The organism is Nocardiopsis sp. Huas11 (genome assembly GCF_003634495.1).
Taxonomy (GTDB): domain Bacteria; phylum Actinomycetota; class Actinomycetes; order Streptosporangiales; family Streptosporangiaceae; genus Nocardiopsis.
On record NZ_RBKY01000001.1, the window covers coordinates 2,477,831 to 2,504,318 of the forward strand.

Annotated in this window: 19 protein-coding genes; 9 read left to right on the forward strand and 10 right to left on the reverse strand. The window is 70.3% G+C overall.

Going from position 1 to position 26,488, the window contains the following annotated elements:
- Nucleotides 1–96: 96 nt before the first annotated feature.
- Both DFP74_RS11095 and DFP74_RS11100 read right to left on the reverse strand, forming a co-directional pair.
- A complete protein-coding gene (locus DFP74_RS11095) occupies nt 97–1,209 on the reverse strand; it encodes an enolase C-terminal domain-like protein (RefSeq protein ID WP_121181618.1) in 1,113 nt (370 codons plus the stop codon).
- Nucleotides 1,206–4,265 (reverse strand): FAD-binding and (Fe-S)-binding domain-containing protein, encoded by a 3,060-nt coding sequence (locus tag DFP74_RS11100; protein ID WP_233570917.1) that lies wholly within the window; start codon nt 4,263–4,265, stop codon nt 1,206–1,208. The genes DFP74_RS11095 and DFP74_RS11100 overlap by 4 nt, the downstream gene beginning before the upstream one ends.
- Nucleotides 4,266–4,531: 266 nt before the next feature.
- Between DFP74_RS11100 and DFP74_RS11105 the strand changes: the two genes are divergently transcribed.
- The gene (locus DFP74_RS11105) at nt 4,532–6,319 is read left to right on the forward strand and encodes a thiamine pyrophosphate-requiring protein (protein ID WP_121181620.1); all 1,788 of its coding nucleotides are present in this window, start codon (nt 4,532–4,534) and stop codon (nt 6,317–6,319) included.
- A 79-nt stretch (nt 6,320–6,398) separates the two neighbouring features.
- Here the strand turns inward: DFP74_RS11105 and DFP74_RS11110 are convergent, their stop codons facing one another.
- The 8 genes from DFP74_RS11110 to dnaA form a co-directional block, all read right to left on the reverse strand.
- Nucleotides 6,399–7,298, reverse strand: coding sequence for a DUF3566 domain-containing protein (locus tag DFP74_RS11110; RefSeq protein ID WP_121181621.1), 900 nt, complete (start codon nt 7,296–7,298; stop codon nt 6,399–6,401).
- Nucleotides 7,299–7,402: 104 nt separating this feature from the next.
- The gene (gyrA, locus tag DFP74_RS11115) at nt 7,403–9,991 is read right to left on the reverse strand and encodes a DNA gyrase subunit A (RefSeq protein WP_199725607.1); all 2,589 of its coding nucleotides are present in this window, start codon (nt 9,989–9,991) and stop codon (nt 7,403–7,405) included.
- A gap of 63 nt (nt 9,992–10,054) precedes the next feature.
- On the reverse strand, nt 10,055–11,992 hold the full coding sequence (gyrB, locus tag DFP74_RS11120; RefSeq protein ID WP_121181623.1) for a DNA topoisomerase (ATP-hydrolyzing) subunit B: 1,938 nt from the start codon (nt 11,990–11,992) through the stop codon (nt 10,055–10,057).
- A gap of 469 nt (nt 11,993–12,461) precedes the next feature.
- Complete coding sequence (locus DFP74_RS11125; RefSeq protein ID WP_121188179.1) at nt 12,462–12,938, reverse strand: DUF721 domain-containing protein; 477 nt, start codon at nt 12,936–12,938, stop codon at nt 12,462–12,464.
- Between the two features lie 208 nt (nt 12,939–13,146).
- Nucleotides 13,147–14,280: a DNA replication/repair protein RecF gene (gene recF / locus DFP74_RS11130; protein WP_121181624.1), complete on the reverse strand. Its 1,134-nt coding sequence runs from the start codon at nt 14,278–14,280 to the stop codon at nt 13,147–13,149.
- Between the two features lie 324 nt (nt 14,281–14,604).
- The gene (gnd, locus tag DFP74_RS11135) at nt 14,605–15,510 is read right to left on the reverse strand and encodes a phosphogluconate dehydrogenase (NAD(+)-dependent, decarboxylating) (protein ID WP_121181625.1); all 906 of its coding nucleotides are present in this window, start codon (nt 15,508–15,510) and stop codon (nt 14,605–14,607) included.
- Between the two features lie 105 nt (nt 15,511–15,615).
- Complete coding sequence (gene dnaN / locus DFP74_RS11140; RefSeq protein WP_121181626.1) at nt 15,616–16,755, reverse strand: DNA polymerase III subunit beta; 1,140 nt, start codon at nt 16,753–16,755, stop codon at nt 15,616–15,618.
- 1,202 nt (nt 16,756–17,957) lie between these two features.
- Nucleotides 17,958–19,994, reverse strand: a complete 2,037-nt coding sequence (gene dnaA / locus DFP74_RS11145) for a chromosomal replication initiator protein DnaA (protein WP_233571330.1) — start codon at nt 19,992–19,994, stop codon at nt 17,958–17,960.
- A gap of 655 nt (nt 19,995–20,649) precedes the next feature.
- Between dnaA and rpmH the strand changes: the two genes are divergently transcribed.
- The 8 genes from rpmH to DFP74_RS11185 all read left to right on the forward strand — a co-directional run bounded on the left by rpmH (nt 20,650) and on the right by DFP74_RS11185 (nt 26,442).
- A complete protein-coding gene (rpmH, locus tag DFP74_RS11150; RefSeq protein WP_013155858.1) occupies nt 20,650–20,793 on the forward strand; it encodes a 50S ribosomal protein L34 in 144 nt (47 codons plus the stop codon).
- Nucleotides 20,794–20,894: 101 nt separating this feature from the next.
- Complete coding sequence (gene rnpA, locus DFP74_RS11155; protein WP_121181628.1) at nt 20,895–21,356, forward strand: ribonuclease P protein component; 462 nt, start codon at nt 20,895–20,897, stop codon at nt 21,354–21,356.
- Between the two features lie 8 nt (nt 21,357–21,364).
- Nucleotides 21,365–21,679, forward strand: a complete 315-nt coding sequence (gene yidD, locus DFP74_RS11160) for a membrane protein insertion efficiency factor YidD (protein WP_121181629.1) — start codon at nt 21,365–21,367, stop codon at nt 21,677–21,679.
- A gap of 28 nt (nt 21,680–21,707) precedes the next feature.
- Nucleotides 21,708–22,661 carry a membrane protein insertase YidC gene (gene yidC, locus DFP74_RS11165; RefSeq protein ID WP_121181630.1) on the forward strand — a complete coding sequence of 318 codons (954 nt, stop codon included), beginning with the start codon at nt 21,708–21,710 and terminating at the stop codon, nt 22,659–22,661.
- Between the two features lie 124 nt (nt 22,662–22,785).
- Complete coding sequence (locus tag DFP74_RS11170) at nt 22,786–23,274, forward strand: R3H domain-containing nucleic acid-binding protein (RefSeq protein ID WP_121181631.1); 489 nt, start codon at nt 22,786–22,788, stop codon at nt 23,272–23,274.
- Between the two features lie 523 nt (nt 23,275–23,797).
- Entirely contained in the window at nt 23,798–24,499 is a 702-nt protein-coding gene (rsmG, locus tag DFP74_RS11175; protein WP_121181632.1) for a 16S rRNA (guanine(527)-N(7))-methyltransferase RsmG, read from the forward strand.
- 128 nt (nt 24,500–24,627) lie between these two features.
- Nucleotides 24,628–25,452, forward strand: a complete 825-nt coding sequence (locus tag DFP74_RS11180) for a ParA family protein (protein ID WP_199725609.1) — start codon at nt 24,628–24,630, stop codon at nt 25,450–25,452.
- Between the two features lie 57 nt (nt 25,453–25,509).
- Entirely contained in the window at nt 25,510–26,442 is a 933-nt protein-coding gene (locus DFP74_RS11185; RefSeq protein WP_121181633.1) for a ParB/RepB/Spo0J family partition protein, read from the forward strand.
- Nucleotides 26,443–26,488 lie beyond the last annotated feature (46 nt).

A 26,488-nucleotide genomic window follows, 5' to 3' on the forward strand; every position in this document is an offset into this window, starting at 1 on the left:
AACCGATTCACCTGGGCGGGAAGGGGCTCGCGCACGGCGATCCGCTTCGCCTCCGATGGTATCCGGTCACCGGCAGTACTCCGACCGCGGCCGGAGTCAGCCCGTGCGGAAGGCGTCCGCGTCGGCCTCCCTGAGCTCCAGGCCCAGCCCCGGGCGGTCGGGGTCCGGGTACAGCACTCCGTCGACCGGCGGGTCCGCGCCGTCGAAGAAGCGGGTCTCGATGCGGACGTGGTCGTGGAACCACTCCAGGTGCCGCAGGTTCGCCAGCGGCAGGGCCGCGTGGCGGTGCAGGAACGGCGCGCAGTGCGCCGACAGCTCCAGCCCGTGCGCGGCGGCCACGGTCGCCGTGCGGGCGAACTCCAGCAGCCCGCCGCACCGGGTGATGTCCGACTGGAGGCAGTCCACCGCCCCCGCGGCGCACATGCGCTGGAAGTAGGGGAGGTCGAAGCCGTACTCGCCCGCCGCCACGTCGGCGGGGACCGCGTCCCGGACCCGCCGGAGCCCGTCGAGGTCGTCGGAGGAGACCGGCTCCTCCAGCCAGCGCACGTCCAGGTCGGCCAGGGCTCCGGCGAGCCGGATCACCTGCTTGGCGGAGTAGGCGCCGTTCGCGTCGGCGAAGAGCTCCACATCGGGGCCGACCGTCTCGCGCGCGATCGCGAGCCGCTCCAGGTCCCGGCGCTCCCGGAGCCCCCGGTCCTGGCCGATCTTGACCTTGACCCGCGTGAAGCCCCGCTCGTGCACCCAGTCGGAGAGCTGCTCGCGCAGGACGTCGTCCCCGTAGCTGGTCAGCCCGCCGCTGGCGTAGAGCGGCGCGCCCGTGCGGGCCGCGCCGAGCAGCCGGTACAGGGGCAGGCCGAGCACCTTGGCCTTGAGGTCCCACAACGCGGTCTCCACGGCCGACACCGCGTAGCCGACCGCGCCAGGGCGGCCCGCGTTGCGCACCGCGCGCACCATCGCCTCCAGGGCGGCGGGCACGTCCATCACCGAGAGCCCGCGGACCTGGGCGGCGAGCAGGTCGCGGACGACCCACGCGCACGCGGCCGGCCCGTAGGTCCAGCCGAGCCCCTCCCGGCCGCCGCCGCTCACACGGACGAGCACCATCGTGGTGGAGTCCCAGGTGAACGTGCCGTCCGCTGAGGGCCGGTCGGTGGGCACTGTGTAGACGGCCGCCTCCATCCCGGTGACCAGCGGGTCCTCCGTGCTGCTCATGGCCGGCCCACCTCGCGTCCCACGCGCACCGCTTCCTCCGCCATGGCGTCCGGGTCGTAGGCGGGCACCGTACGGGGCGCGGCGAACCGTGTGGCCGCCCGCTCCGGCCGTTCTTCGGGCAGCGCGCCGCGCGAGGCCAGGTCCAGCGCCTCGGCCAGGTGCACGGCCTGGCGCCCGACCCCGGCCTGTTCGATCTGGGTCCGGCAGCTGAACCCGTCCGCCAGCAGCAGGGCGCGCGGGTCCGCCGCGCGCACGGCGGGCAGCAGCCCCTGCTCGGCGACGGCCATCGACACGGCGTAGTGGCCGTCCTCGAAGCCGAAGTCGCCCGCCAGGCCGCAGCACCCCACGTCGAGGACGTCCACGTCGGCGCCGGTGCGCTCCAGCAGCCGGCCGTCCTCGCCGAAGCCCAGGACGGCGTGCTGGTGGCAGTGCGGCTGGGCGACGGCGACGCGGTCCAGGTCCGGCGGCTCCCAGTCGGGCGCGTGCCGGTGGAGGAACTCGGCGAGGGTGTGGACGTTGTCCCGCAGTCCGGTGGCGAGTTCGTCGTCGTGCAGGAGTTCGACCGCGTCGGCGCGCAGCACCGCCGTGCAGGAGGGCTCCAGGCCCACGATCGGCGTCCCGGCCCGGATGTCGTCGCGCAGCAGGCGCAGCGTGCGCCGCAGCACCTTCCGTGCCACGCCCAGCTGGCCGGTGGAGATCCACGTCAGCCCGCAGCACGGTGTGCGCGGGGGGACCCGGACGCGGAACCCCGCGGACTCCAGGACCCGGACGGCCGCGGCGCCGATCCCGGGGTGGAAGTTGTCGGTGAAGGTGTCGGGCCACAGCACGACCTCGCCGCGGTCGCCCCCGCGGCTCCCGCGCCGGCGCAGGGCGTCGCTGAAGCGCCGGGGCGCCAGCGCCGGCACCGGCCGCTCGGGTGCCAGCCCGGCGAGGCGCTGGCCGAGCCCGGTCAGCAGCGGCCGCGCGCTGAGGGCGTTGGCCGCCTCGGGCGCGAACGCACCGGCCCTGGCCCAGAGCGGAAGCCACCCCAGCGCGTAGTGCGCGGCCGGCCGCATCCGTCCCGCGTAGCGGTGGGCGAGGAACTCGGCCTTGTAGGTCGCCATGTCGACGTTCACCGGGCAGTCGGTCTTGCAGCCCTTGCACGACAGGCACAGGTCCAGGGCGCCCTCCACCCGCTCGGAGCGCCAGCCGCCCACGAGGTCGCCGCGCAGCATCTCGGAGAGCAGCCGGGCGCGTCCCCGCGTGGAGTGCTCCTCCTCCCGGGTGACGCGGTAGCTCGGGCACATCACCCCGCCGCTGTCCGTGCGGCACTTGCCCACGCCCACGCAGCGCTGCACCGCCCGGTCGAAGTCGTGGGCGTCGTGCGGGTAGCCGAAGTAGGTGTCGGACTCGAAGGGCCGGTAGGAGGGGCCCAGCCGCAGGTCCGCGTCGAGCGGCTTGGGCCGACCGGCGTCCGGCCGGACGAGTATGCCCGGGTTCATCCGGTCGTCGGGGTCGAAGATCCGCTTCATCTCGACGAACGCGGGCATCAGCTCCTCGCCGAACATCTTCGGCCACAGCTCGGCCCGGGACTGCCCGTCGCCGTGCTCGCCCGAGAGCGACCCCCCGTAGCCGACCACCAGGTCGGCGGCCCGCTCGGCGAACCGGCGGTAATCGGCCACCCCCGAGTGTGAACGCAGGTCGAAGGGGATGCGCGTGTGCAGGCACCCGTGCCCGAAGTGACCGTAGAGCGAGGACCGGTACGCGTACCCGAACTCCTCCATCAACGCGTGCAGGTCCCGCAGGTAGGCGCCGAAGTGCTCCGGCGCCACCGCCGAGTCCTCCCACCCCTCCCAGGTGTCGGGCTCCTGCGGCACGCGGGCCGTGGCTCCCAGCCCGGCCTCCCGCGCCTGCCACATCTGTTCCTGCTTCCGGGGCTCCTCCACCACGAGGACGTCCCGTTCCCGCACGGCGTCGACCGAGCGCGCGAACTCCCGCGCGCGCTGTGCGGCCTCCTCGCGGTCCTGGCCCCCGAACTGGACCATCAGCCACCCGCCGCCCTCGGGCATCCTCTGTACCGCCTCGGGGTGCAGGTGCTTGCGGACCTCGTAGTCGATGAGCTTGTCGTCCAGCCCCTCCAGGGCGAACGGTTCGTACGCCAGGACCTCGGGAACGGCGTCGGCGGCCTCGAAGACGTCATCGAAACCGCACACCGCCAGGGCCGTGGCCTCCGGTTCCCGGACCAGGCGCACCTCCGCCCGCAACACGGTCACCAGGGTGCCCTCCGACCCCACGAGCGCCGCCGCGACGTCGAATCCGTTCTCCGGCAGAAGGGAGTCGAGGTTGTAGCCCGAGACCCGCCGGGGGATGTCGGGGAAGCGCCGTCGGACGGCGAGGGCGTAGCGGTCACGCAGGGCGCGCAGCTCCCGGTGGATCTCGGCGCGGCGACCGCCCTCCGCCAGGATCCGGTCGTACTCCTCGTCCGAGGTCGGGCCCACCCACATCCGGCAGCCGTCGTAGGTCAGCACCTCCAGCCGGAGGATGTTGTCCACCGTCTTGCCGAAGGCCTGCGCGCTGGACCCGCAGGAGTTGTTCCCGATCATCCCGCCGAGCGTGCACTGGCCATGGGTGGAGGGCTGTGGGCCGAAGATCAGGCGGCGACCGGCCTCGCTCGTCCGGGCGTTGAGCGCGTCCAGCACGATGCCCGGCTCCACCAGCGCCGTGCGGCCGTGGGGATCGATGTCGAGGACGCGGTCACAGTACTTGGACCAGTCGAGCACGACCGCGTGGTTGGCGGTCTGTCCGGCCAGGCTCGTGCCCCCGCCCCTGGACAGCACCGGCGCCCCGTGCTCCCGGCACACGGCCACCGCCTCGACCCCGTCCTCCACCGTGGCCGGCGCGACCACGCCGATCGGCACCCGGCGGTAGTTGGAGGCGTCCGTGGCGTACGCGGCCAGAGTGCCGGGGTCGAACCGCACCTCGCCCGCCACGCGTGCGGTCAGGTCCCGGAGCAGGGACTCCGTCGCGGGGTCGGTCACCGCGGCCTCCATGTTGGGCCCATCCGGTCGTGCGGCCATGGGCGTCCTCCCTTCCGGATGCACAGCCTCGCGCCGAGCACACCGCCACCCGTGCTCTACGCGACCCCTAACCGCGCGCCTCGGACACAAACGTCCTTCTGGGAGGTGTCGCACGGATGGTCACGGATTCGACCACGGGAGGTGTGCGTCCTCGCGGCCTGGGTAGCGCGGCCACAGAGGGTTCCCGTGCTGCGCGAGCACGGGAGAAGTGCGACGCGACGGGGGATCCCGACGGCCGGGTCCTGGCCCCCGGGAGAGGAAGCACCATGGCCGACTTGGTCGCTGACCACGTATTGGCACGCCTGCGGGAGTGGGGGATCGAGCACGTCTTCTCCTACTCCGGCGACGGCATCAACGGACTGCTCGGCGCGTGGGGGCGCGCCGACAACCGGCCCCGGTTCATCCAGTCCCGCCACGAGGAGCTGTCGGCGTTCGAGGCCACCGGCTACGCCAAGTGCTCCGGCCGCGTCGGCGTCTGCGCGGCCACGTCGGGGCCGGGCGCCATCCACCTGCTCAACGGCCTCTACGACGCCAAACTCGACCACGTCCCCGTGGTCGCGATCATCGGGCAGACCGCGCGCAGCGCGATGGGCGGCTCCTACCAGCAGGAAGTCGACCTGATGTCGCTGTACAAGGACGTGGCCGGCGACTACCTGCAGATGGTCACGGTGCCCGAACAGCTGCCCAACGTGCTGGACCGGGCGATCCGCACCGCGATCACGCGGCGGACCGTCACCGCGGTCATCATCCCGGCCGACGTGCAGGAGCTGGAGTACACGCCGCCCACACACGAGTTCAAGATGGTGCCCTCCAGCCTCGGCGTCTCCGGCGGCAAGGTCATGCCCTCCGCCGAGGGGTTGGCCCAGGCCGCGGAGATCCTCAACTCCGGCGAACGGGTCGCGATCCTGGCCGGCCAGGGGGCGCGCGGCGCGGCCCAGGAGCTCACCGAGGTCGCCGACGTCCTCGGCGCCGGTGTGGCCAAGGCGCTCCTGGGCAAGGACGTGCTCTCCGACGAGCCGTCCTTCGTCACGGGCGCCATCGGCCTGCTCGGGACGCGGCCGTCCTACGAGCTGATGCGCGACTGCGACACCCTGCTGGTGGTGGGCTCCAACCTGCCCTACAGCCAGTTCCTGCCTGACTTCGACCAGGCGCGGGCCATCCAGATCGACATCGACCCGACGATGATCGGCATGCGGTACCCGTTCGAGTGCAACCTGGTGGGCGACGCCACCGAGTCCCTGCGGATGCTGCTGCCGCTGCTCGAACGCAAGACGGACCGGTCCTGGCGCGAGAAGATCGAGGGCAACGTCGAGCGGTGGTGGCAGGTCCTCGAGCAGCGGGCGCACGTCGAGGCCGACCCGATCAACCCCGAACTCGTCTGCCACGAACTGTCACCGCTGCTGCCCGACAACGTGATCGTGACGGCGGACTCGGGGTCGGCCGCCAACTGGTACGCCCGCCACCTGCGCTTCCGTCAGGGAATGCGCGGCTCGCTGTCCGGCACCCTGGCGACGATGTGCCCGGGCGCGCCCTACGCCCTGGGTGCGAAGTTCGCCCACCCCGACCGGCCGGTGATCGCGCTGGTGGGCGACGGGGCGATGCAGATGAGCGGGATCAACGAGCTGATCACACTGTCCCACTACGCGAAGGAGTGGGACGACCCGCGGGCCATCGTGGCCGTCTTCAACAACGGCGACCTGAACCAGGTCACGTGGGAACTGCGCGCGATGGGCGGAACACCGCAGTTCATCCCGTCGCAGCGGATCCCGGACCTGTCCTACGCCGGGTTCGCCGAGAGCCTGGGGCTGATGGGCATCCGGGTCGACTCCCCGGAGGGGGTCGCCGACGCCTGGCGCCGGGCGCTGGCCGCCGACCGGCCCGCGCTGCTGGAGTTCGTCACCGATCCGGCCATCCCGCCCATCCCGCCGCACGCCACGCTCGACCAGATGGAGAGCACGGCCGACGCCCTGATGAAGGGCGACCCGGAGGCGTGGTCGGTGCTGACGAAGGGGATCAAGTCCAAGGCCCAGGAGTTCCTCCCGCGCAAGCGCTGACCCGGCACGAGCCGACGAAGAACAGTGGGAGCCGGTCCCGTGAAGGGGCCGGCTCCCACCGTGTGCGTGTGGAGCAGGGCTACTCCGCCTCGGAGAGGGTCACGTCCACGCCGCCGACGAGGTCGGCGACCAGGTTGTAGAGCATCGCGGACACGGTCGACAGGGCGGTGATGAGCACGATGTTGAGCGCGCCCACCACACCCGTGTAGCCGAGCACGCGCCCGGGCGAGAACCAGGCGGCCGGGTTGAGGCCCAGCTCGTCCTCGGCTCCGTCGCCCTCCAGGAGCGCGTTGATCATGTTGGTCATCTCGTCGAAGACGCCCAGCATCGACAGCGTCACGTAGATCACGGTGATCGCGACGAACAGGACGATGAAGCACACCAGGGAGACGACGAAGCTGAACTTCATCACCGACCACGGTTCCACTCTGGAGACCGTCAGGTGCGCCTTGCGGCTGGACAGGGTCGCCTTCACGGCGCTGGTCCCCTGAGGGGACGCGTCCTTCGGGTCCGTCACTGGTGCCTCTCCCGCCTCCGTACGATCCGCCACCGACTCGTTCACCGAATCCCGCTCCGCCTCGCCCCGGCCCGGAGCCGTGACCGCCGCAGCGGAGCCCGCCGCGGTCTTCTCGGAGCCCGCGGGCTTCCCGATGCCCCCGGCCTCCGCGGAGTCCTCAACGGCCTCGACCTTGTCGCCGTCCTGGACCTCCCCGGCGGCCGCCGCCTTCTCGGCCTTGTCCGCCTCTTCGGCCCTGTCGGCCGCCTCCGCGGCACCGGCCTCGGGCTCCTCCGCGACCGCATCCTTCGTGGCGGTCTCCGTGGACTCCCCGGCCTCGTCGGCCGCCGACTCCTCGGACGTGTCCGCCACCGTGTCGGTGTCGGACTCCGTCGTGTCGACGGCGCCCGTCTCCGGCGCGGCCGTCTCCGGGGCGTCCGAGTCGGATTCGTTCGTGGTGGTGTTCCGCTGGTTCTCAGACATAGAAACGTTACCGCTGGACTTTCTTTGGGACCGGTGAATGGGGCAAGAGGTGTCCCGTGGGGCCGCGATGTGCCCCACGGGACGTACCACGCTTATCGCGCAGTCTAGGCCTCGGAGTTCTGCGCCTCGGCTGCCTCTTCGCCCGTGTCGGCCACCTCTGCCTCGACCTCGACCTCTTCCGCGGCCTCGGCGTTGCGCGCCACGGCCACGATCTTGTTGCCCTTGTCGAGGTTCATCAGGCGCACGCCCATCGTCGTGCGGCCCGACTGCTTGACCTCCTCGGCGCCGGTGCGGATGACTCCGCCGGCGGACGTGATCGCGAAGATCTCGTCCACCTCCGGGTCGACCATCAGCGCGCCGACCAGCTTGCCCCTGGCCTCCACCACCTTGGCCGTCAGGACGCCCTTGCCGCCCCGGTTCTGCACGGGGTACTGCTCGGACGGCGTGCGCTTGGCGTAGCCGTTCTCCGTCGCGACCAGGACGTCCGTGGACCCGTCGCCGGGGCGGATGACGTCCATGCTCAGGAGGTAGTCGCCCTCCAGGAAGCGCATGCCGATCACACCGCTGGTGGCCCGGCCCATCGGCCGCAGCGACTCGTCGGAGGCGGAGAAGCGGATCGCCTGGGCGTCGCTGGAGATCAACAGCAGGTCGTCGTCGGGGAAGACCAGGCGCGCGGCGATCAGCTCGTCGTCCTCGCGCAGGTTGATCGCGATGATGCCGGCCGCGCGGGCGGAGTCGAAGTCCTCCAGGCGCGACTTCTTCACCAGGCCCTCACGGGTGGCGAGGACCATGTACGGTGCGGCCTCGTAGTCGCGCAGCGCCATGATCTGCGCGATCTCCTCGCCCGGCTGGAACGGCAGCAGGTTGGCCACGTGCTGTCCGCGCGCGTCCCTGGCGGCCTCCGGCAGCTCGTAGGCCTTCGTCCGGTACACCCGGCCCTGGTTCGTGAAGCACAGGATCCAGTGGTGGGTGGTGGTGACGAAGAAGTGCTGGACGATGTCGTCCTGCTTGAGCTGGGCTCCGCGCACGCCCTTGCCGCCGCGCTTTTGCGCCCGGTAGTTGTCGATCCGGGTGCGCTTGGCGTAACCGCCGCGGGAGATCGTGACGACCACGTCCTCCTCGGCGATGAAGTCCTCCATGCGCATGTCACCCTCGAACGGGATGATGTGCGTGCGGCGCTCGTCGCCGTACTTGTCGACGATCTCGCCGAGCTCCGCGCGGATGATGGAGCGCTGGCGCACGTCCGAGGAGAGGATGTCGTTGTAGTCGGCGATCTGCGACATGAGCTCGTCGTACTCGGCGGTCAGCGCGTTGCGCTCCAGTGCCGCCAGCTTGCGCAACTGCATGTCGAGGATGGCGCGCGCCTGGATGTCGTCGATCTCCAGGAGCCCCATCAGACCCGTGCGCGCGTCGTCGGCGGAGGCGCTGGCCCGGATGAGGCTGATGACCTCGTCGATCCGGTCCATGGCCTTGAGCAGCGCGCGCAGGATGTGCGCCCGCTCCTCGGCCTTGCGCAGCAGGTACTGGGTGCGCCGGACGATGACCTCGACCTGGTGCTTGACCCAGTGCCGGATCATCTGGTCCAGGCGCAGGGTGCGCGGCACACCGTCCACCAGCGCGAGCATGTTCGCGCCGAAGGTGTCCTGGAGCTGCGTGTGCTTGTAGAGGTTGTTCAGCACGACCTTGGCCACGGCGTCGCGCTTGAGCACGATCACCAGGCGCTGGCCGGTGCGGCCGCTGCTCTCGTCACGGACGTCGGCGATGCCGGTGATCTTGCCGTCCTTGACCAGGTCGGCGATCTTCTCGGCGAGGTTGTCCGGGTTGACCTGGTAGGGCAGCTCGGTGACGACCAGGATCTGGCGTCCCCGGCTGTCCTCCTCCACCTCGACCACGGCGCGCATGGTGATCGAGCCGCGGCCGGTCCGGTAGGCCTCCTCGATCCCGCGCTTGCCCACGATGAGGCCGCGGGTCGGGAAGTCCGGGCCCTTGATCCGGGCCATGAGCTCGTCGAGGAGCTGCTCGTCCTCGGTCTCGGGGTTCTCCAGGTACCAGTAGACGCCCTCGGCGATCTCGCGCAGGTTGTGCGGCGGGATGTTCGTGGCCATCCCGACCGCGATGCCCGATGAGCCGTTGACCAGCAGGTTCGGGAACCGGGCCGGGAGCACGACGGGCTCGGAGGAGCGTCCGTCGTAGTTGGGCCGGAAGTCGACGGTCTCCTTGTCGATGTCCCGGAGCATCTCCATCGCCAGCGGCGCCAGCTTGCACTCGGTGTAGCGCATGGCGGCGGCGGGGTCGTTGCCCGGCGAACCGAAGTTGCCGTTGGGGTCGACCAGCGGCATCCGCATCGACCAGGACTGCGCCAGGCGCACCAGGGTGTCGTAGATGGCGCTGTCACCATGCGGGTGGTAGTTGCCCATCACGTCGCCGACGACGCGGGCGCACTTGAAGTACCCGCGGTCGGGGCGGTAGCCGCCGTCGTACATCGCGTACAGGACGCGCTGGTGGACGGGCTTGAGTCCGTCGCGGACGTCGGGGAGGGCACGGCCGACGATGACCGACATCGCGTAGTCGAGGTAGCTGCGCTGCATCTCGACCTGGATGTCGACGGGCTCGATCCGGTCGGTCACACGGGCCGGCGTCTCCGCTGCGGATTCCGTACCCTCAGGGACGTCCGGGTTGTTCGCATCCGTCACGGATGTCGATCCCTTCTCAGTAGTTCACTGCCCGGGGCCACCGGGCCTGCCTGCGGTACGGGACTAGATGTCCAGGAAACGAACGTCCTTGGCGTTGCGCTGGATGAAGGAGCGCCGCGACTCGACGTCCTCTCCCATGAGCACGCTGAACATGTCGTCGGCCTGGGCCGCGTCCTCCAGGGTCACCTGGAGCAGGACGCGGCGGTCGGGGTCCATCGTGGTGTCCCACAGCTCATTGGCGTTCATCTCGCCCAGACCCTTGAACCGCTGCACCATGTCGCGCGGGCGCGGGTCCCGCTTGCCGGCGGCGATACCGGCCTCGATCAGCCGGTCGCGCTCGGGGTCGGAGAAGGCGTAGTCGGCGTCGCTGCCCTTCTGGTCCCACTTGATCTTGTACAGCGGCGGGGCGGCCAGGAACACGTTCCCGGCCTCCACCAGCGGCTTCATGAAGCGGAACAGCAGCGTGAGCAGCAGGGTCCGGATGTGCTGGCCGTCGACGTCGGCGTCGGCCATGAGGATGACCTTGTGGTACCGCAGCTTGTCGGCGTCGAACTCCTCGTGGATACCGGTGCCCAGGGCGGTGATGATCGCCTGGACCTCGTTGTTCTTGAGGATGCGGTCGATGCGCGACTTCTCCACGTTCAGGATCTTGCCTCGGATGGGCAGGATGGCCTGGTTGTGAGGGTTGCGCCCGCCCTTGGCCGAGCCGCCCGCCGAGTCACCCTCGACGATGTAGACCTCGCACTCCTCCGGGTTGGTCGACTGGCAGTCGGACAACTTGCCGGGGAGGGAGGTGGACTCCAGGAGGGTCTTGCGCCGGGTGAGGTCGCGGGCCTGGCGCGCGGCGACGCGGGCTCGGGCGGCCTGGCTGGCCTTGGACACGATGTCCTTGGCCTCGCCCGGGTTGCGCTCGAACCAGTCGCGCAGGTGCTCGTTGGTGACCTTCTGGACGAAGGACTTGGCCTCGGTGTTGCCCAGCTTGGTCTTGGTCTGGCCCTCGAACTGGGGGTCGGCCAGCTTGACCGAGATGATCGCGGTCAGGCCCTCGCGGATGTCGTCACCGGTGAGGTTCTCCTCCTTCTCGCGCAGCAGCTTCTGGTCCCGCGCGTAGCGGTTGACCAGCGTGGTGAGCGCGGAGCGGAACCCCTCCTCGTGCGTGCCGCCCTCCGCCGTGTTGATGGTGTTGGCGAAGGTGTGCACCGACGAGGTGTACGACTGGTTCCACTGCATGGCGATCTCGGCCGAGATGCCGTCACCCTCCTCCTCGAACGAGATGATCGAGGCGTGGGCCGGCTCCTTCTTGGTGTTGATGTGCCGGACGTAGTCGGACAGACCCTCGTCGTAGTGGAAGGTGTTGACGGTCGGGCCGCCGTCGGTGTGGTCCGGCCGCTCGTCGCGGATGGTGATGGACAGCCCCTTGTTGAGGAAGGCCATCTCCTGCATCCGGCGCGCGAGGGTCTCGAAGGTGAAGACCGTGGTCTCGAAGATGGAGCCGTCGGGCCAGAAGGTGATCTGGGTACCGGTCTCCTCGGTCGCCTCGCCCTTGATGAGCGCGCCGGTGGGGGCGGTCATCTCGTAGCGCTGGCGCCAGGTGAATCCGTCCTTGCGGATCTCCACTTCCAGGGCCGTGGACAGGGCGTTGACGACGGAGACGCCGACACCGTGCAGACCGCCGGAGACCGCGTAGGACTTGCCGTCGAACTTGCCGCCCGCGTGCAGCGTGGTGAGGACGACCTCGACGGCCGGGCGCTTCTCCACGGGATGCAGGTCGATGGGGATACCGCGGCCGTTGTCGGCCACCCGCACCCCGCCGTCGGCCAACAGGGTCACCTCGATGGCGTCGGCGTAATCCGCCAGCGCCTCGTCGACCGAGTTGTCGACCACCTCGTAGACCAGGTGGTGCAGGCCCCGCTCTCCGGTGGAACCGATGTACATCCCGGGGCGCTTGCGTACTGCCTCAAGCCCTTCCAGGACCGTGATTGATCGAGCGTCGTAGGCCAAGTGGGAACACCCTCCTGCTGGGGACGCCTGCCGACCGCGGCCGCGCGGCAACGGTCAACCCGCGGACCGGTGACCAAGGGTGTCGACATACCGTCACACCTGGGGGACCACCACTCGCCACACGGGCCGTCCGCCCACCCTCTCCTGGGGGCGTGGTACCGGCTACAGGCGTCTGAAGAACCGTCCCCATGATACCCCGCACGGTGCGACAAAGTGGCATTGGCGGCCCTGTGCCGCCCCAGATCGAACGTTCAGGGCGGGAGTCGAGTCCCTACACGCGGGACGCCCTTTGAGCAAGTCCCGGCGCGGTTCAGTGGCGTTGAGCCCCCATGCCCGTCCCCGCAACCGGGTGGGACGAGGAGAACGGCGGGGGAGGGCCGCCCGCTCCGTCACCCACATACCCCCGCTCACCTGCGGAAACCACCGCCACAACCAGGACGGAAGCACACGGACGGGCATGATCGGTCGGTTAACGACGCCGGGAGCCGGGTCCCTTGACCTTGATCGCGATGACCGTCCCCTCGCCCAACTCCTCGTTGAGGCGGCGCATCAGATCACGCACCATCGCGCGCGCGTGGGCGGCCATCGTCGGCGAATCGGCTACGACGACGAGTTCTCCCTCCGAAAAGCTCTCCGGCCGGAGGTGCTCCGCGTTGAACGTGCCCACGATGTCGGCCCAGCGACCGAAGACCCCGCCGATGGCGACCTGCTCCTGCCATCCGTGGTCGATCAACCAGGTACGGACCGCGTCGCCGAACAGCTGGGGCTCGTTGCGTGACCGGAACCGGCCACGCCGCCGGGACCGCGGTGCGCCGCGGGGCACCGCGCCGCGCTCGCGGGCCTCGGCCTTGGCGCGCGCCAGGGCCTGCCGGGCGAGATCGGCGCCGGACGCGGCGGGAGCCGCGGGAGCCGCGGGAGCCGCGGGAGCCGCGGGAGCCGCCGGCACGTCGGCCGGGGAGGCGGAAGGCGGAGTGGAAGGTGCGGCCGGGGCCGGGCCCGGTCCGGGCGAGGCCGGACCCGGCCGTGCCGCGTCGGGGGAGGGGCCGGGCACTCCTCTGTCCACAGGTTGTGGACGGACCCGGCCGACACCGGAGGCGGGACCGGAACCGAAGGCTCCCTGACCCGGACGTGGATCCACAGGCTGTGGACGGGCCTCACTCACTCTCGACGCTCCCCTCGCGCACACCGAACCGCGCGCCGTCGAGTTCCTTGGGAATGTCGTCCGCGACCGCCGCGGTCACCAGCACCTGTTCCGCGTCACGGACCCGCTCGGCCAGCCGACGGCGCCGTTCGCTGTCCAGTTCGGCGAACACGTCGTCCAGGATCAGGACGGGATCGTCGCCGTCGGCCCGCAGCAGCTCGAAGGCGGCCAGCTTCAGCGACAGCGCGTAGGACCACGACTCTCCCTGGCTCGCGTACCCCTTCGCGGGCATGTCCGCGAGGCTCAGCAGCAGGTCGTCGCGGTGCGGCCCGACCAGGCTGATCCCGCGTTGGAGCTCGCGCTCCCGGGCCCCGGCCATGGCCGCGCGCAACTTGTCCACAAGCTGTGGACGGTCGGCGGGGAGCTCCTCGCCCTCCTCCGCCGCGGAGGAACGGTAGGCGGGAACGGCCGGCCCGCCCGAGTCGGTCAGCCCCGCGTAGGCCTGGGCGACCAGGGGGCGCAGTGCGGCGACCAGGTCCAAACGCGCCACGAGCAGTTCGGCCCCCGCGTGCGCCAGGTGGTCGTCCCACACCTCCCGGGTGCTCAGGTCCGGGTCCGCGCCACGTCTGAAGAACTGCGCGGAGGCCGACTTCAGCAGGGCGTTGCGCTGCTTGAGCACCCGGTCGTAGTCGGAGCGCACACCCGCCATGCGCGGAGCACGCGCCACGAGCAGGTCGTCGAGGAACCGGCGCCGCTCACCGGGGTCGCCCTTGACCAGGGCCAGGTCCTCGGGAGCGAACAGCACGGTGCGCAGCACGCCCAGCACCTCGCGGGGCCGGGAGACGGGCGACTGGTTGAGGCGGGCGCGGTTGGCGCGCCCGGGGTTGAGCTCCAGGTCCACGACCATCGAGCGATCGTCGCGCACCACCTTGGCCCGGACGATCGCCCGCGGCGCGCCCTGGCGGACCAGCGGGGTGTCCGAGGAGACCCGGTGGCTGCTGAGCGACGCGACGTAGCCGACGGCCTCGACGAGGTTGGTCTTGCCCTGGCCGTTGGCGCCGACGAAGACGCTCACGCCCGGCCCCAGCTCCACCAGAGCGGAGGTGTAGGACCGGAAGTCGGCCAGTTGCAGGTGGGAGACGTACATCCGGCCTTCCTCCAGGAGCGGTGGCTCGGTAACGGGCGTCGAAGGAGAGGGTGGAGAAGGGCTCGGGGGCGCGCGGCGCCCCCGGGCACGTTCGCTCCACGGCTCACTCGGCCGGGCACCTCGGCCCCCGCGGGGGCCGAGGACACCGAGGAAGCGGTGGCCAGGCCGTGTTCTTCTGCGGGCTTTCGGGTGAGCTCGCGGTCGTCAGGTCGTCTCTCGCCAGACGATGTGCGAAGTTCAGCCTGGTTGTGCCTTACGAGTACAGAGGCGCCGCGAGAGGCGCTCCTGGCGGCCGCGAGCCCGGAATGCCGCGAAGAACACGGCCTAGTCCCGGGAGGGCGTACGCGGGTCCGGGTCGGACTTGGTGACCGCGTGGCCGCCGAACTGGTTGCGCAGGGCGGCGACGACCTTCATCGCGGGGCTGTCGTCCTGCCGCGAGGCGAAGCGGGCGAACAGCGCGGCGGTGATCGCCGGGGCGGGTACGGCGTGGTCCACGGCGGCCTGGACGGTCCAGCGGCCCTCACCGGAGTCCTGCGCGTAGCCGCGCAGCTCGGAGAGGTCGGGGTCCTCCTCCAGTGCCCGGCTGAGCAGGTCGAGCAGCCAGGAGCGCACGACCGTGCCCTCGCGCCAGCTCTCGAAGGTGCCCGGGACGTCGTCCACGATGCCGGAGGCGGCCATGAGCTCGAAGCCCTCGGCGAAGGACTGCATCATGCCGTACTCGATGCCGTTGTGGACCATCTTCACGAAGTGCCCGGCACCGACCGCTCCGGCGTGGACGAAGCCGCCGCCCTCGTCGGGGGTCAGGGAGTCGAAGACCGGACGGGCGCGCTCGACGTCCGCCTTCTGGCCGCCGACCATGATGCCGTAGCCGTTCTGACGGCCCCAGACGCCGCCGCTGACGCCGACGTCGAGGTAGCCGATGCCCTTCTCGGCAAGGTCGTCGGCGCGCGTGCGGTCGTCCACGTAGTGGGAGTTGCCGCCCTCGATGACGAGGTCGCCCTCCTGGAGGAGGTCCCGCAGCTCGTTGATGGTGGTCACGGTGGGATCGCCCGAGGGGACCATGACCCAGACGACGCGGGGGGCCGCCAGCCGCGACACCAGGTCCTGGAGGGTGTCCACGTCGCGCTCCGGCGACATGACGTCGAAGCCGACGACGTCGTGGCCCTTCTCCCGAAGCCGGGCGGCCATGTTGCCGCCCATCTTGCCGAGCCCGATCATTCCGAGTTGCATGTCTTCGCTCCCCTTCGCCACCTGTGGACATGTGGACGCCGATCGGCCCGGAGGGTGTCCTCGGGCCGTCGGCGGCAGACGTCAGTCAATCGAACCCGTGCCGGATCAGCCGGACAGGCGCACCGGCATGATGAGGTAGCGGTACTGGGCGGGCGCCCCTTCCTCGGCCGGCTTGCCCGTGAGGATCGCGGGCTTGGTCGAGGTGGTGAAGTGCAGGCGGGCGAGGTCGGTGCCGACTGCGCCGAGTCCGTCCAGGAGGAACCCGGAGTTGAACGCGATCTGGATGTCCTCGCCGTCCAGGTCGGCCTCCAGGACCTCGACCGCCTGGGCGTCCTCGCCGGTCCCGGCCTCCAGGACCAGGCGGCCCTGGGAGAAGGCCAGCCGCAGCGGCGTGTTGCGCTCGGCGACCAACGACACGCGCTTGACCGCCTCGACGAACTCGGTGCGGCTCACCTCGGCGACGGTGTTGAAGCTGTCGGGCAGCAGAGCCCGGTACTTGGGGAACTCCCCGTCCAGCAGGCGCGAGGTGGTGCGGCGGCCGCCGCCCTCGAAGCCGATCATGCCCTCGCCGCCGTCGCCGCTGGAGAGCGCGACGGAGACCTCGGCGCCCGAGGTGAGGGACTTGGCGGTGTCGTGGAGCGTCTTGGCCGGGACCAGGGCGACCGCGGACAGCTCGGGGTTCTCCGGCTTCCAGGTCAGCTCGCGCACGGCCAGGCGGTAGCGGTCGGTGGAGGCGAGGGTGATGGTCTCGCCCTCGATCTCGACCCGGACGCCGGTCAGCATCGGCAGGGTGTCGTCCCGGCCGGCGGCCACGGCCACCTGGCTGACCGCGGCGGCGAAGGCGTCGCTGCCGACGGTCCCGCTCACACCGGGCATCTCCGGGAGCGTGGGGTAGTCCTCGACCGGCATGGTCGTGAGCGTGAACTTGGCGCTGCCGCAGCTGACGACGACCTTGGGGCCGTCGGTGGCGACCTCGACCACCTGGGGTGGGAGGTTGCGGGTGATCTCCGCCAGCAGCTTGCCGGGGACCAGGACCTGGCCCGGCTCCTCGACCTCGACGTCGACCGCGGCCTGCGTGGAGACCTCGTAGTCGAAACCGGCCAGGCGGACCTGCTGCCTGCCGTCGAACTCTCCTGCGTCGAGCAGGACGCCGACGAGCACCGGGACCGAGGGGCGCGTCGGGAGTGTGCGCGCGGTCCAGGCGACTGCGTCGGCCAGTACGTCGCGTTCGACCCGGAACTTCACTTTCCGACTCACTTTCCGCACGACCGGCGGACCGGTCGCAGCCTCAACGTTGCAGCTCGTGGTGGTGTCTGAAGGGGTGGTCCGAGGTCTCCGGAGTCGGTGGGCCGGCGTCGTCCACAGGGTGTGTGCGACGCCGTTCGGTGCCACCGGGGAGGGCCCTCGGAGCCCGTTGGGGTCACCGCTCCGATCGGGCGGCGCAGGACAGGGGCGAGACCTCACGTTACCCGGATTCCTCCGCTGCCGCTGACATCTCGGGAGGCGGTCGCCGTCGCTGCCGACTCATCGCTTTGTCCACAGTTTTTCCGCGGAGCGGTTGAGAAGCCACATCTGGGTTAATGAAGGTGCGTCGTAGTAGTAGGGGCTGTGGATAATGTGGATAACCATCGTTTGACCAGGTCAACACCGGAATTTTTATCCACAGTGCTTGTGGACGACCCTGTGCGTAACTCGGGGTGCCTGTGGACGGCGCGAGGGCCCCACAGCTTGTCCACACTCCGTCCACAGCTGCGTCCACAGGTTTTCCCCAGGTTCTCCACAGGCGCACCGGGTCGAGCGCTGCGTCCGCTCATCGATCCGTCCACAGAACGGACCGGGTTACCCACAACTTCCGAGCCGTTGTCCACAGGTTGTCCACATGGTTTTCCACAGAATCCGGGCCCTTCCTGTGGATAACTCGGCCAAGAAACCTGGAAACTTTTTTCGGCGCCGCCGCGCAGAGCACGCGAACCGGGGCAAAGGGTCTGTGCACAGCTTTGTCCACAGGTCCGTGTTCGAGGTGTGTACGAAGCCGCAGGTGAGGGCGGTGGCCGCGGGGCGGCGCCTGGATGTGGGCAGGGCAACAGAGGGCCCCGTGCGGGCCGCTCGGCGGCGAACAGGGAGGTCGGCGCAGGGCCCGCGGAGCCGGGCGCGGCCCCGGAGAGGCCTGTACCGGAACCGCCGCGTCCACACCGGTTGTCCCCAGAACCTGTGGATAACTCTCCGGACACGACTCGGGGCGGTCCACAGCGTGTGAACCGCCCCGTTCCAGCACACCCGCCCCTTAGGGCGTGTATGACGGACACTCACCCTGCTGCGCGACGCCCCAGCGGCACCCTCACTGCGTTCTCATCAGTCAACAGCCACACCAGGATGCTTCCTTCTTCGGCCTTGCGAGGCCACCACTGGAACACCGCTCGCGACGGGCAGCATCCGTCATACACGCCCTAAGGCTGGTCCTTGATGCGACTGGTGAGTTCGTGGACCTGGTTGTAGATGGACCGGCGTTCGGCCATCAGGGCACGCACCTTGCGGTCGGCGTGCATCACGGTCGTGTGGTCCCGGCCGCCGAACTGCTGCCCGATCTTGGGCAGGGAGAGGTCGGTGAGCTCCCGGCACAGGTACATGGCGATCTGCCGCGCGGTCACCAGCACGCGAGACCGCGAGGTCCCGCAGAGGTCCTCCACGCTCAGGCCGAAGTAGGCGGCCGTCTGGGACATGATCGAGCCGGCGGTGATCTCGGGGACCTCCGTGCTCGGGACCAGGTCGCGCAGGACCTGCCCGGTCAGGTCCAGGTCCACCGACTGGCGGTTGAGGCTGGCGAACGCGGTGACGCGGATCAGCGCCCCCTCCAGCTCGCGGATGTTGGTGGAGATCTTGCTGGCGATGAACTCCAGGACCTCCGGCGGCGCCGCCAGGCCCTCCTGCGCGGCCTTCTTGCGCAGGATCGCGATCCGGGTCTCCAACTCGGGCGGCTGGACGTCGGTCAGCAGGCCCCACTCGAACCGGCTGCGCATCCGGTCCTCCAGCGTCGTCAGCTGCTTGGGCGGCCGGTCGCTGGAGATGACGATCTGCTTGTCGGAGTTGTGGAGCGTGTTGAACGTGTGGAAGAACTCCTCCTGCGTCTGCTCCTTGTTCTCCAGGAACTGGATGTCGTCCACCAGGAGCACGTCGATGTCCCGGTACCTGCGGCGGAAGCCGTCCGCCTTGCCGTCCCGGATCGAGTTGATGAACTCGTTGGTGAACTCCTCGGAGCTGACGTAGCGCACCCGCGAACCCTCGTAGAGCCGGTGCGTGTAGTGCCCGATGGCGTGCAGGAGGTGGGTCTTGCCCAGCCCGGAGCCGCCGTGGATGAACAGCGGGTTGTAGGCCTTGGCCGGCGCCTCGGCGGCCGCGACCGACGCCGCGTGGGCGAAGCGGTTGCTGGAGCCGATGACGAAGGTGTCGAACGTGTACTTGGGATTGAGCCGCGCGTGCTCGCCGGGCGGGATCTCGGGAGAACGGCCCGGGGGAGTGGGAGGCGGCTCGGGGCTCTCGGTCCTGGACGGACCGTCGCCGCGGCGGGCCTCCTCGGGGGGCCCGGGCGACGGCGCGGGGGCGGGCGCGGGCTCCTCCGTGTGGCGCTCCTCTGCCGTGGGCGCGGGCTCGCGCCGCGGGGTCTCCCACCGGTTGGGCCGGTCCCAGTCGGGCCCGCCCCAGCTCTCCTGCTGCCATCCGTTGTGCGGCCGGTCCCAGCCCTGGGGCTCGGGCGCGGCGGGGTGGGCCGTGGGGCCGGCGGGCGCCCACAGGCCGGGCGACGACGGCTCCTCGTGCGCGGACGGGTGCTGCTCCGCGGTGCGGGAGGCGTCCTCACCGGTGTGCCCGGTGTTCGGTCCCAGCAGGTCGCTGCCGTCGCGCTCGGTCGGCGCGGCGGTGTGCGCCGGCGGGCGGGGCGCGGCGGACTGGGGGCCCTGATCGGAGTATCCGGCCGGGGCCTGCGGGCGCGCCGGAGGGAAGTGGTGCGGGCCGTGGTCCCCGATCGGCTGTCCGTGCCTCTGTTCCTGGGGCGCCTGCTCCTGGCGGGCCTGTCCCTGGTGGGCCTGCTCCTGGGGCGCGGGCCGCTGAGGAGCCGGACGGTAGGGCTCGGGCTCCGGACGGGCGTGCTGCCCCTGGGACGCGGGGGGATCGTAGGCGCGCGTGTGGGAGTGGTCGTCGGGGGCCCCGAAGGGGGCCGACGGCGCGACGGGGGTGGGGGGAGGCGTCTGCACTGCGGTGGGGTCGACGGTCACCGCGACACGGATGTCCCGGCCCAGGTGGGCGGACAGGGCCCGGCTGATCGCAGGGTAGAGGCGGGTCTCCAGCACCTTCTTGGTGAACTCGTTGGGCGCCGCGATCAGTGCGGTGTCCTCGATCAGGCCCAGCGGACGGGTCTGCGGAAGCCAGGCGCGCTGGTGCGCGGGCAGGGCGTCGTTGTCGATCCCGTCCAGCACACTGGACCAGACCATTGCGAGGTTGACCTGTGCGTCAGCCAAGGTGACCTGCCACGGTTGTCGTCCCTTCGGTGCGGGTCTGTTCGGAGCGGGCGGAGGGGACCTGTGTCGTCGCGCATGGGGGTGAGCTCTCCATTGTCCTCTCTCCCCAGGGGTGTTGGGGCAGTGAGGCTGTGCACAGGCGGGGTTCCAGGGTCCCACGGGCCTGTGGATAACCTGGCCGAACCGAGGCCGTATCCACAGATCCGGGCTGTTGTCCACAAGTTGTGCACAGGTTTATCCACAGGATGTCAGACCTCGTCGGGTGGTGCAGGGTTATCCACAAATCCCTGTTCATGGCCTGTGTAGGGCGATGACGAGGGCGGCGGCCCGGCCGCTGGCGACAAGTTATCCACAGGTTGTGGTTATCCACAGGCCACAGCACCTGCCGAGCTGTGGAAAACTGCTCCCCGCCAGGCGCGGGGGCGCCTCCGCGGTGGGGGCGCCGGGGCACGTGACGTGGGCCGATTTGACCACGCTCGCGTCTCGTCGTATCTTCTTTATGCTTATGCCGATGATCTGCCCTCGCCCATGTCCGCATGACGGCGCGGCCACGGCACATGCACTCTGAGGCCCCGCTTATCCTGGGGGTCTGTCGTAGTACTTTCCTGACACGCCCCTGGAGCCTGTAGTGAGCAAGCGTACGTACCAGCCGAACAACCGGCGTCGCGCGAAGGTCCACGGCTTCCGGCTGCGCATGCGTACGCGCGCCGGTCGCGCCATCATCGCCTCGCGTCGTCGTAAGGGGCGCGCGGCGCTGACCGTGAGCCACTAGGCCACGCCCAGCACCAAGACCTCAGGGACCGGTCCGGCCTTCTCGCCGGCCGGTCCCTTTTTTCATGGGATACGTGGGATCCGACGCGGGAGGGAGCGCCGATGCTGTCGTCGAGGAACCGGATGCGCCGCGGCTCCGAGTTCTCTTCCGTGATGCGCTCGGGCCGCCGCGCTTCCCGCGACGCCATCGGCCTGGTCTACCTCGCGCCTCCCGCGGACGCGGTGGAGGCGGACCCGCCCCGCGTGGGCTTCGTCGTCGGCAAGTCCGTCGGCATCGCCGTGGTGCGCAAGAGGGTCCAGCGCCGACTGCGGCACGTGATGCGGTCTAAGGTCGCCGAGCTGCCTGACGGTAGCCTGCTGGTAGTACGTGCCAAGCCCTCGGCCGCCACAGCGCGGCAGACCGAGCTGGCCGCGCAACTCGACAGCGCGCTCGCCGCGGCCACCCGGCCCCGGCGCGGCCGTGACGGTCGGCGCGGCCGCGACGCCCGTCGAAGCCGGGGCACCGGTGCGTCGAGAGGCGAGACAGTGGTGGACCGCCGTCCTGACGGGGACGGGGAACGGTAGGCGAGCCGATGACCGAGACCAGACCGACGGCGTTCGCGCGGGTGCTGATCCTGCCCATCCGGGGCTACCAACGCTTCATCAGTCCGCTCTTCCCCCCGGTCTGTCGTTTCTACCCTTCGTGCAGCGCGTACGCCGTCGAGGCGCTGCGTGTGCACGGAGCCGCACGCGGGCTGTGGCTGGGAATCCGCCGCATCGCCCGCTGCCACCCCTTCCATCCCGGGGGACTCGATCCGGTACCGCCGCCCAAGGGGCGCCAGGGCCGGGAGCCCGAGGAGTCGGCGGGCGGTACCGGCCACACCGGCACCGCTCCCGGGGACCAGTAGCCGAACCGAATCACATAGGAGTTGGCCGGTGCTCGACTGGCTTTACAACATCGTCGGCCACGTGTTGGCCTGGATCCACACGGGCCTGTCCCTGACCGGCCTGGACCCCGACAGCGGATGGGCGTGGGGCCTGTCCATCGTGCTGCTCACCGTACTCATGCGACTCCTCATGGTTCCGCTGTTCGTCAAGCAGATGAACACGCAGCGGAAGATGCAGGACGTCCAACCGAAGATCGCCAAGCTTCGGGAGCGCTACAAGCACGACAAGCAGCGCTTGCAGCAGGAGTCCATGAAGATCTACCAGGAGAGCGGCACCAACCCGATCATGGGTTGTCTTCCGCTCCTCCTGCAGATGCCGGTCTTCTTCGCGCTGTTCAGCGTGCTGCGGAGCGTCGCCGAGGGCAACGCCCAGTACGGCTTCGACCAGCAGCTGGCCGACAGCGCGCGTCAGGCGCTGATCTTCGAGGCGCCGATCGCGGCCCAGTTCAACAGCTCCAACGAAGAGCTGCTCGCCCTGGGGTCCACCGACCCGATCATGGCGAAGGTCCTCATCGCGATCGCCTGCGTGATCATGGGCTTCACCACGTTCCTCACCATGCGGCAGAGCATCAAGCGCAGCACCGCGCAGATGCCCGACAACCCCATGATGCAGACGCAGAAGATCATGATGTACCTGGCGCCGGCCTTCGGACTCTTCGGTCTGGCCATGCCCGTCGGTGTGCTCGTCTACTGGGTCACGTCCAACGTGTGGACCATGGTGCAGCAGCACTACCTCTACCGGAACCAGCCCGTTCCGGGCGCCGATACCGCGGACGCCAAGAGCGGCGGCGGCAAGGCTTCGTTCAACGGTTCGGCCAAGGGCATGCTCGGCCGAAAGAAGGGCGCCGAATCCGCGCCTGAGCCGAAGGAAGAGCCTAAGATCGAGCGTAAGCAGCCCAAGAAGCAGCCGCGGTCCAAGCGTGGCGGGGACGGGTCCAACTAGGGTCGGTATCCGCTCGGGGCTGCCGAGTGCGCAGGCGACAAGGCCCCTGAGGCGTACGACGGCCAGGGCGTGAGTGGACTAGAGGAGATTCGCTGTGGGACGGGAAGAGAGCGGTGGAGTAGCGGTGGCTGACGCGCCTGAGGCCGAGTTCGACGTCGAGGCCCTGGAGAACGAGGGCGACATCGCCGCGGACTACATCGAGGGACTCCTCGACATCGCGGACTTCGACGGTGACATCGACATGGACGTGGAGGGCGACCGTGCGCTCGTGTCGGTCGTCGGAGCCACTCTGGACGAGCTCATCGGCGAGAACGGTGAGGTTCTGGAGGCCCTCCAGGAGCTGACCCGTCTGGCCGTCCACCGGGCGACCGGTGAGCGCAGCCGTCTGATGCTCGACATCGGAGGCTTCCGCGAGGGCCGCCGCAAGGTGCTCTTCCAGATCGGCTCGGAGGCGGCGGCGAGGGTCAAGGAGTCCGGTGAGATCGAACCCCTGGAGCCCATGACCCCGTTCGAGCGCAAGGTCGTCCACGACGCGGTCGCGGCGGCCGGCCTGCGGAGCGAGTCCGAGGGCGAGGAGCCCAACCGCTACGTGGTCGTGCACCCCGCCGACTAGGCGAGGCCGCGGCGGAGGTTGCCGGCCGCGGGCAGTACGCACTCCGGGAGGGGTGGCGATGTTTCACGTGAAACATCGCCACCCCTCCCGTCGTTGTCGGGCCCTCTCTCCGTCCGGTCGCGCTGGTCCCCGCGTCCGGCGCCGCGTCCGGCGCCGCGCCCGGCGCAGAGCCGCGCCCCGTCCCCGCGCCCAGGGGTCGGGGCGCGGGGACGGGGCCAGGGTCGTCGGCGCCAGGGCCGCGCGAGTCGACAAAGCTCTCCACGAAGTCGACATGGCGCCGCGCGAAGTCGACATGGTGCCCCGGGAGGCCGACAAAGCTCTCCGGGGAGTCGACATGTCCGCGGGGCGGTCTCCTGAGGGGGTCGAGCGGACTCTTCGTTTCCATGGGCACGTCGTCGGTGTGCTCCGATGTTTCACGTGAAACGTTGGTGACACCCGCGCATAGGATCATGGGGGCGCGTATCGTGCTCTGGCGATCGAAGCATGGAAGTGACGATGGACGAGTTCCGACAGGTGGTGACTGATGTCCTCGGGCTCTGAGGAGACCGCTCCGACCGCTCCGACCGTGCAGGCGGAGACGGTGTTCGGGGACTCGCTGCCGAAGGCGCGGCGCTTCGCCGAACTCCTCGCGGACGACGGTGTCCGGCGCGGCCTCATCGGCCCGCGCGAGGTTCCGAGGCTGTGGGAGCGGCACCTCATCAACTGCGCCGTGGTGGAGGAGCTGATCCCCGAGGGCGCGAGCGTGGTCGACGTCGGCTCCGGCGCCGGACTGCCCGGCCTGGTGCTCGGCCTCCTTCGTCCCGACATCAGGATGGTGCTCCTGGAACCGCTCCTGAGGCGGACGGTCTTCCTCAACGAGGCGGTCGAGCTGTTGGACCTGCCGAACGTGGAGGTGCGCCGGGGGAGGGCCGAGGAGGTGCGCGGCGAGCTGATCGCGGACTTCGTGACCGCCCGCGCGGTCGCTCCGCTGCCCCGGTTGGCGGGGTGGGCGCTACCGCTCCTGCGCAAGGACGGCAGTCTCCTCGCGCTCAAGGGGGAGCAGGCCGAGGCCGAACTGGCGGCGGCCGAGAAAGAAGTGTCGAAACTGCGCCCTAGCGTCTGCGATGTCATCCGGGTCGGCCACGGTAAGGTCGAACCCGCTACCACGGTCGTCCGCGTCACGGTGACATCCGAGGGTGGTCCGCCGCCGCGGGGCGGAAAAAAGAAGCGCGGACGGAAGAGGTGAACTCATTCGTGTCCCAGAATCCAGCTGATGTTTCACGTGAAACATCCTCCTATGGCGACCTGCTCGATGTTTCACGTGAAACAGGCGGCGTCCCCGACACTCCTCTCGCACGCGCGGCCCAGGCGGCGATGTCGGTCCGCGGCAGCGAGGAACCCTGGCCCCGGCCGGCGTCCTGCCGGGTGATCAGTGTCGCGAACCAGAAGGGCGGAGTCGGCAAGACCACGACGACCGTCAACATCGCGGCCGCGCTGGCCATGCACGGCCAGCGCGTCCTCGTCGTCGACCTCGACCCCCAGGGCAACGCCTCCACCGCACTCGGCATGGAGCGCGGCACCCAGACCCGTTCGATCTACCACTGCCTGGTCGAGGACGAGGACATCCGCAACCTCGCCCAGCCGGTGCCGAACATCCCGAACCTGTGGTGCGCTCCCGCCACCATCGACCTCGCCGGCGCGGAGATCGAACTGGTCTCCCTCGTCGCGCGCGAGTCCCGTCTCAAGCGGGCCTTCTCCGCCTACGACACCTCCGAACTCGACTACATCCTCATCGACTGCCCTCCCTCGCTCGGCCTGCTCACGGTCAACGCGATGGTGGCGTGCGACGAGGTCATGGTCCCGATCCAGTGCGAGTACTACGCGCTGGAGGGGCTGGGCCAGCTGCTGCACAACGTCAAGCTCGTCCAGTCCCACCTCAATCCCGGGCTGGCGGTCAGCACCATCCTGCTGACGATGTACGACGGCCGGACCCGGCTCTCGCAGCAGGTGGCCGACGAGGTCCGCTCCCACTTCGGGGAGCTCGTCCTGCAGACGCTCGTTCCGCGGAGCGTGCGCGTGTCCGAGGCGCCCAGCTTCGGGGAGTCGGTGATGACCTACGACCCCGCGTCGACGGGGGCGGTGGCCTATCTCGAGGCCGCTCGGGAGATGGCGTTCCGGGCGGAGACGGTCGGCGGCTGACGCAGGTCCGGTGATCCCGGACGGAAGTTCTTTCGAGGAGTGTGGAAGGAGTTGCCGGTGAGCCAGCAACGGCGCGCACTGGGCAGGGGGTTGGGGACACTCATCCCGCAGGGCCCGAGTGAGAAGGCGCCCGAACCGGAGGCGGTCGAGGATTCGGCTCCTCCCGCCCCCGCCGGTCTGCCGGACGGGACGTACCTGGAGGAGGTGGCGGTCGACGCGATCACGCGCAACCCCCGCCAGCCCCGCCACCACTTCGACGACCAGGCGCTGGAGGAGCTGCGCGACTCCATCACCGAGGTCGGGCTGCTCCAGCCGGTGGTGGTCCGCAAGGTCGAGGACGGCGACGAGCCGCGGTACGAGCTCATCATGGGGGAGCGGCGCTGGCGCGCCAGCAGGGACGCCGGCCTGGAGCGGATCCCGGCGATCGTCCGCAGCACGAGCGACGACGCCCTGCTCCTGGACGCCCTCCTGGAGAACCTGCACCGACAGGAGCTCAACCCCCTGGAGGAGGCGGCCGCCTACCAGCAGCTGCTGGACGACTTCGGGGCGACCCACGACGTCCTCGCGCAGCGGGTCGGCCGCTCGCGGCCGCACATCACCAACACCCTGCGTCTGCTCAACCTGCCGCCGAAGGTGCAGTCGCGGGTGGCGGCGAAGGTGCTGAGCGCGGGGCACGCGCGGGCGCTGCTGAGGGTCGAGGACCCCGAGCTCCAGGACCGCCTGGCCGCGCGCGTGGTGCAGGAGGGCCTGTCCGTCCGGTCGCTGGAGGAGGTCATCTCCCTCAGGGAGGAGCCCGAGCCCGATCGTCAGCCGCGTGCGGCCAAGGCGGGCCGGGTGCCCAACCCGCCGCAGATCGAGGAGTGGGCGACGCGTTTCGCCGACCGCCTGGACACCACCGTGAAGGTGGACATGGGCAAGAAGAAGGGCAAGATCGTCGTGGAGTTCGCGACGCCGGAGGACCTCGAGCGGATCATCGCCCAGATCGGTTGAGCGCCTTGTCGACACGTCCACCTGTGGACTGATCGACGGCCGGCCG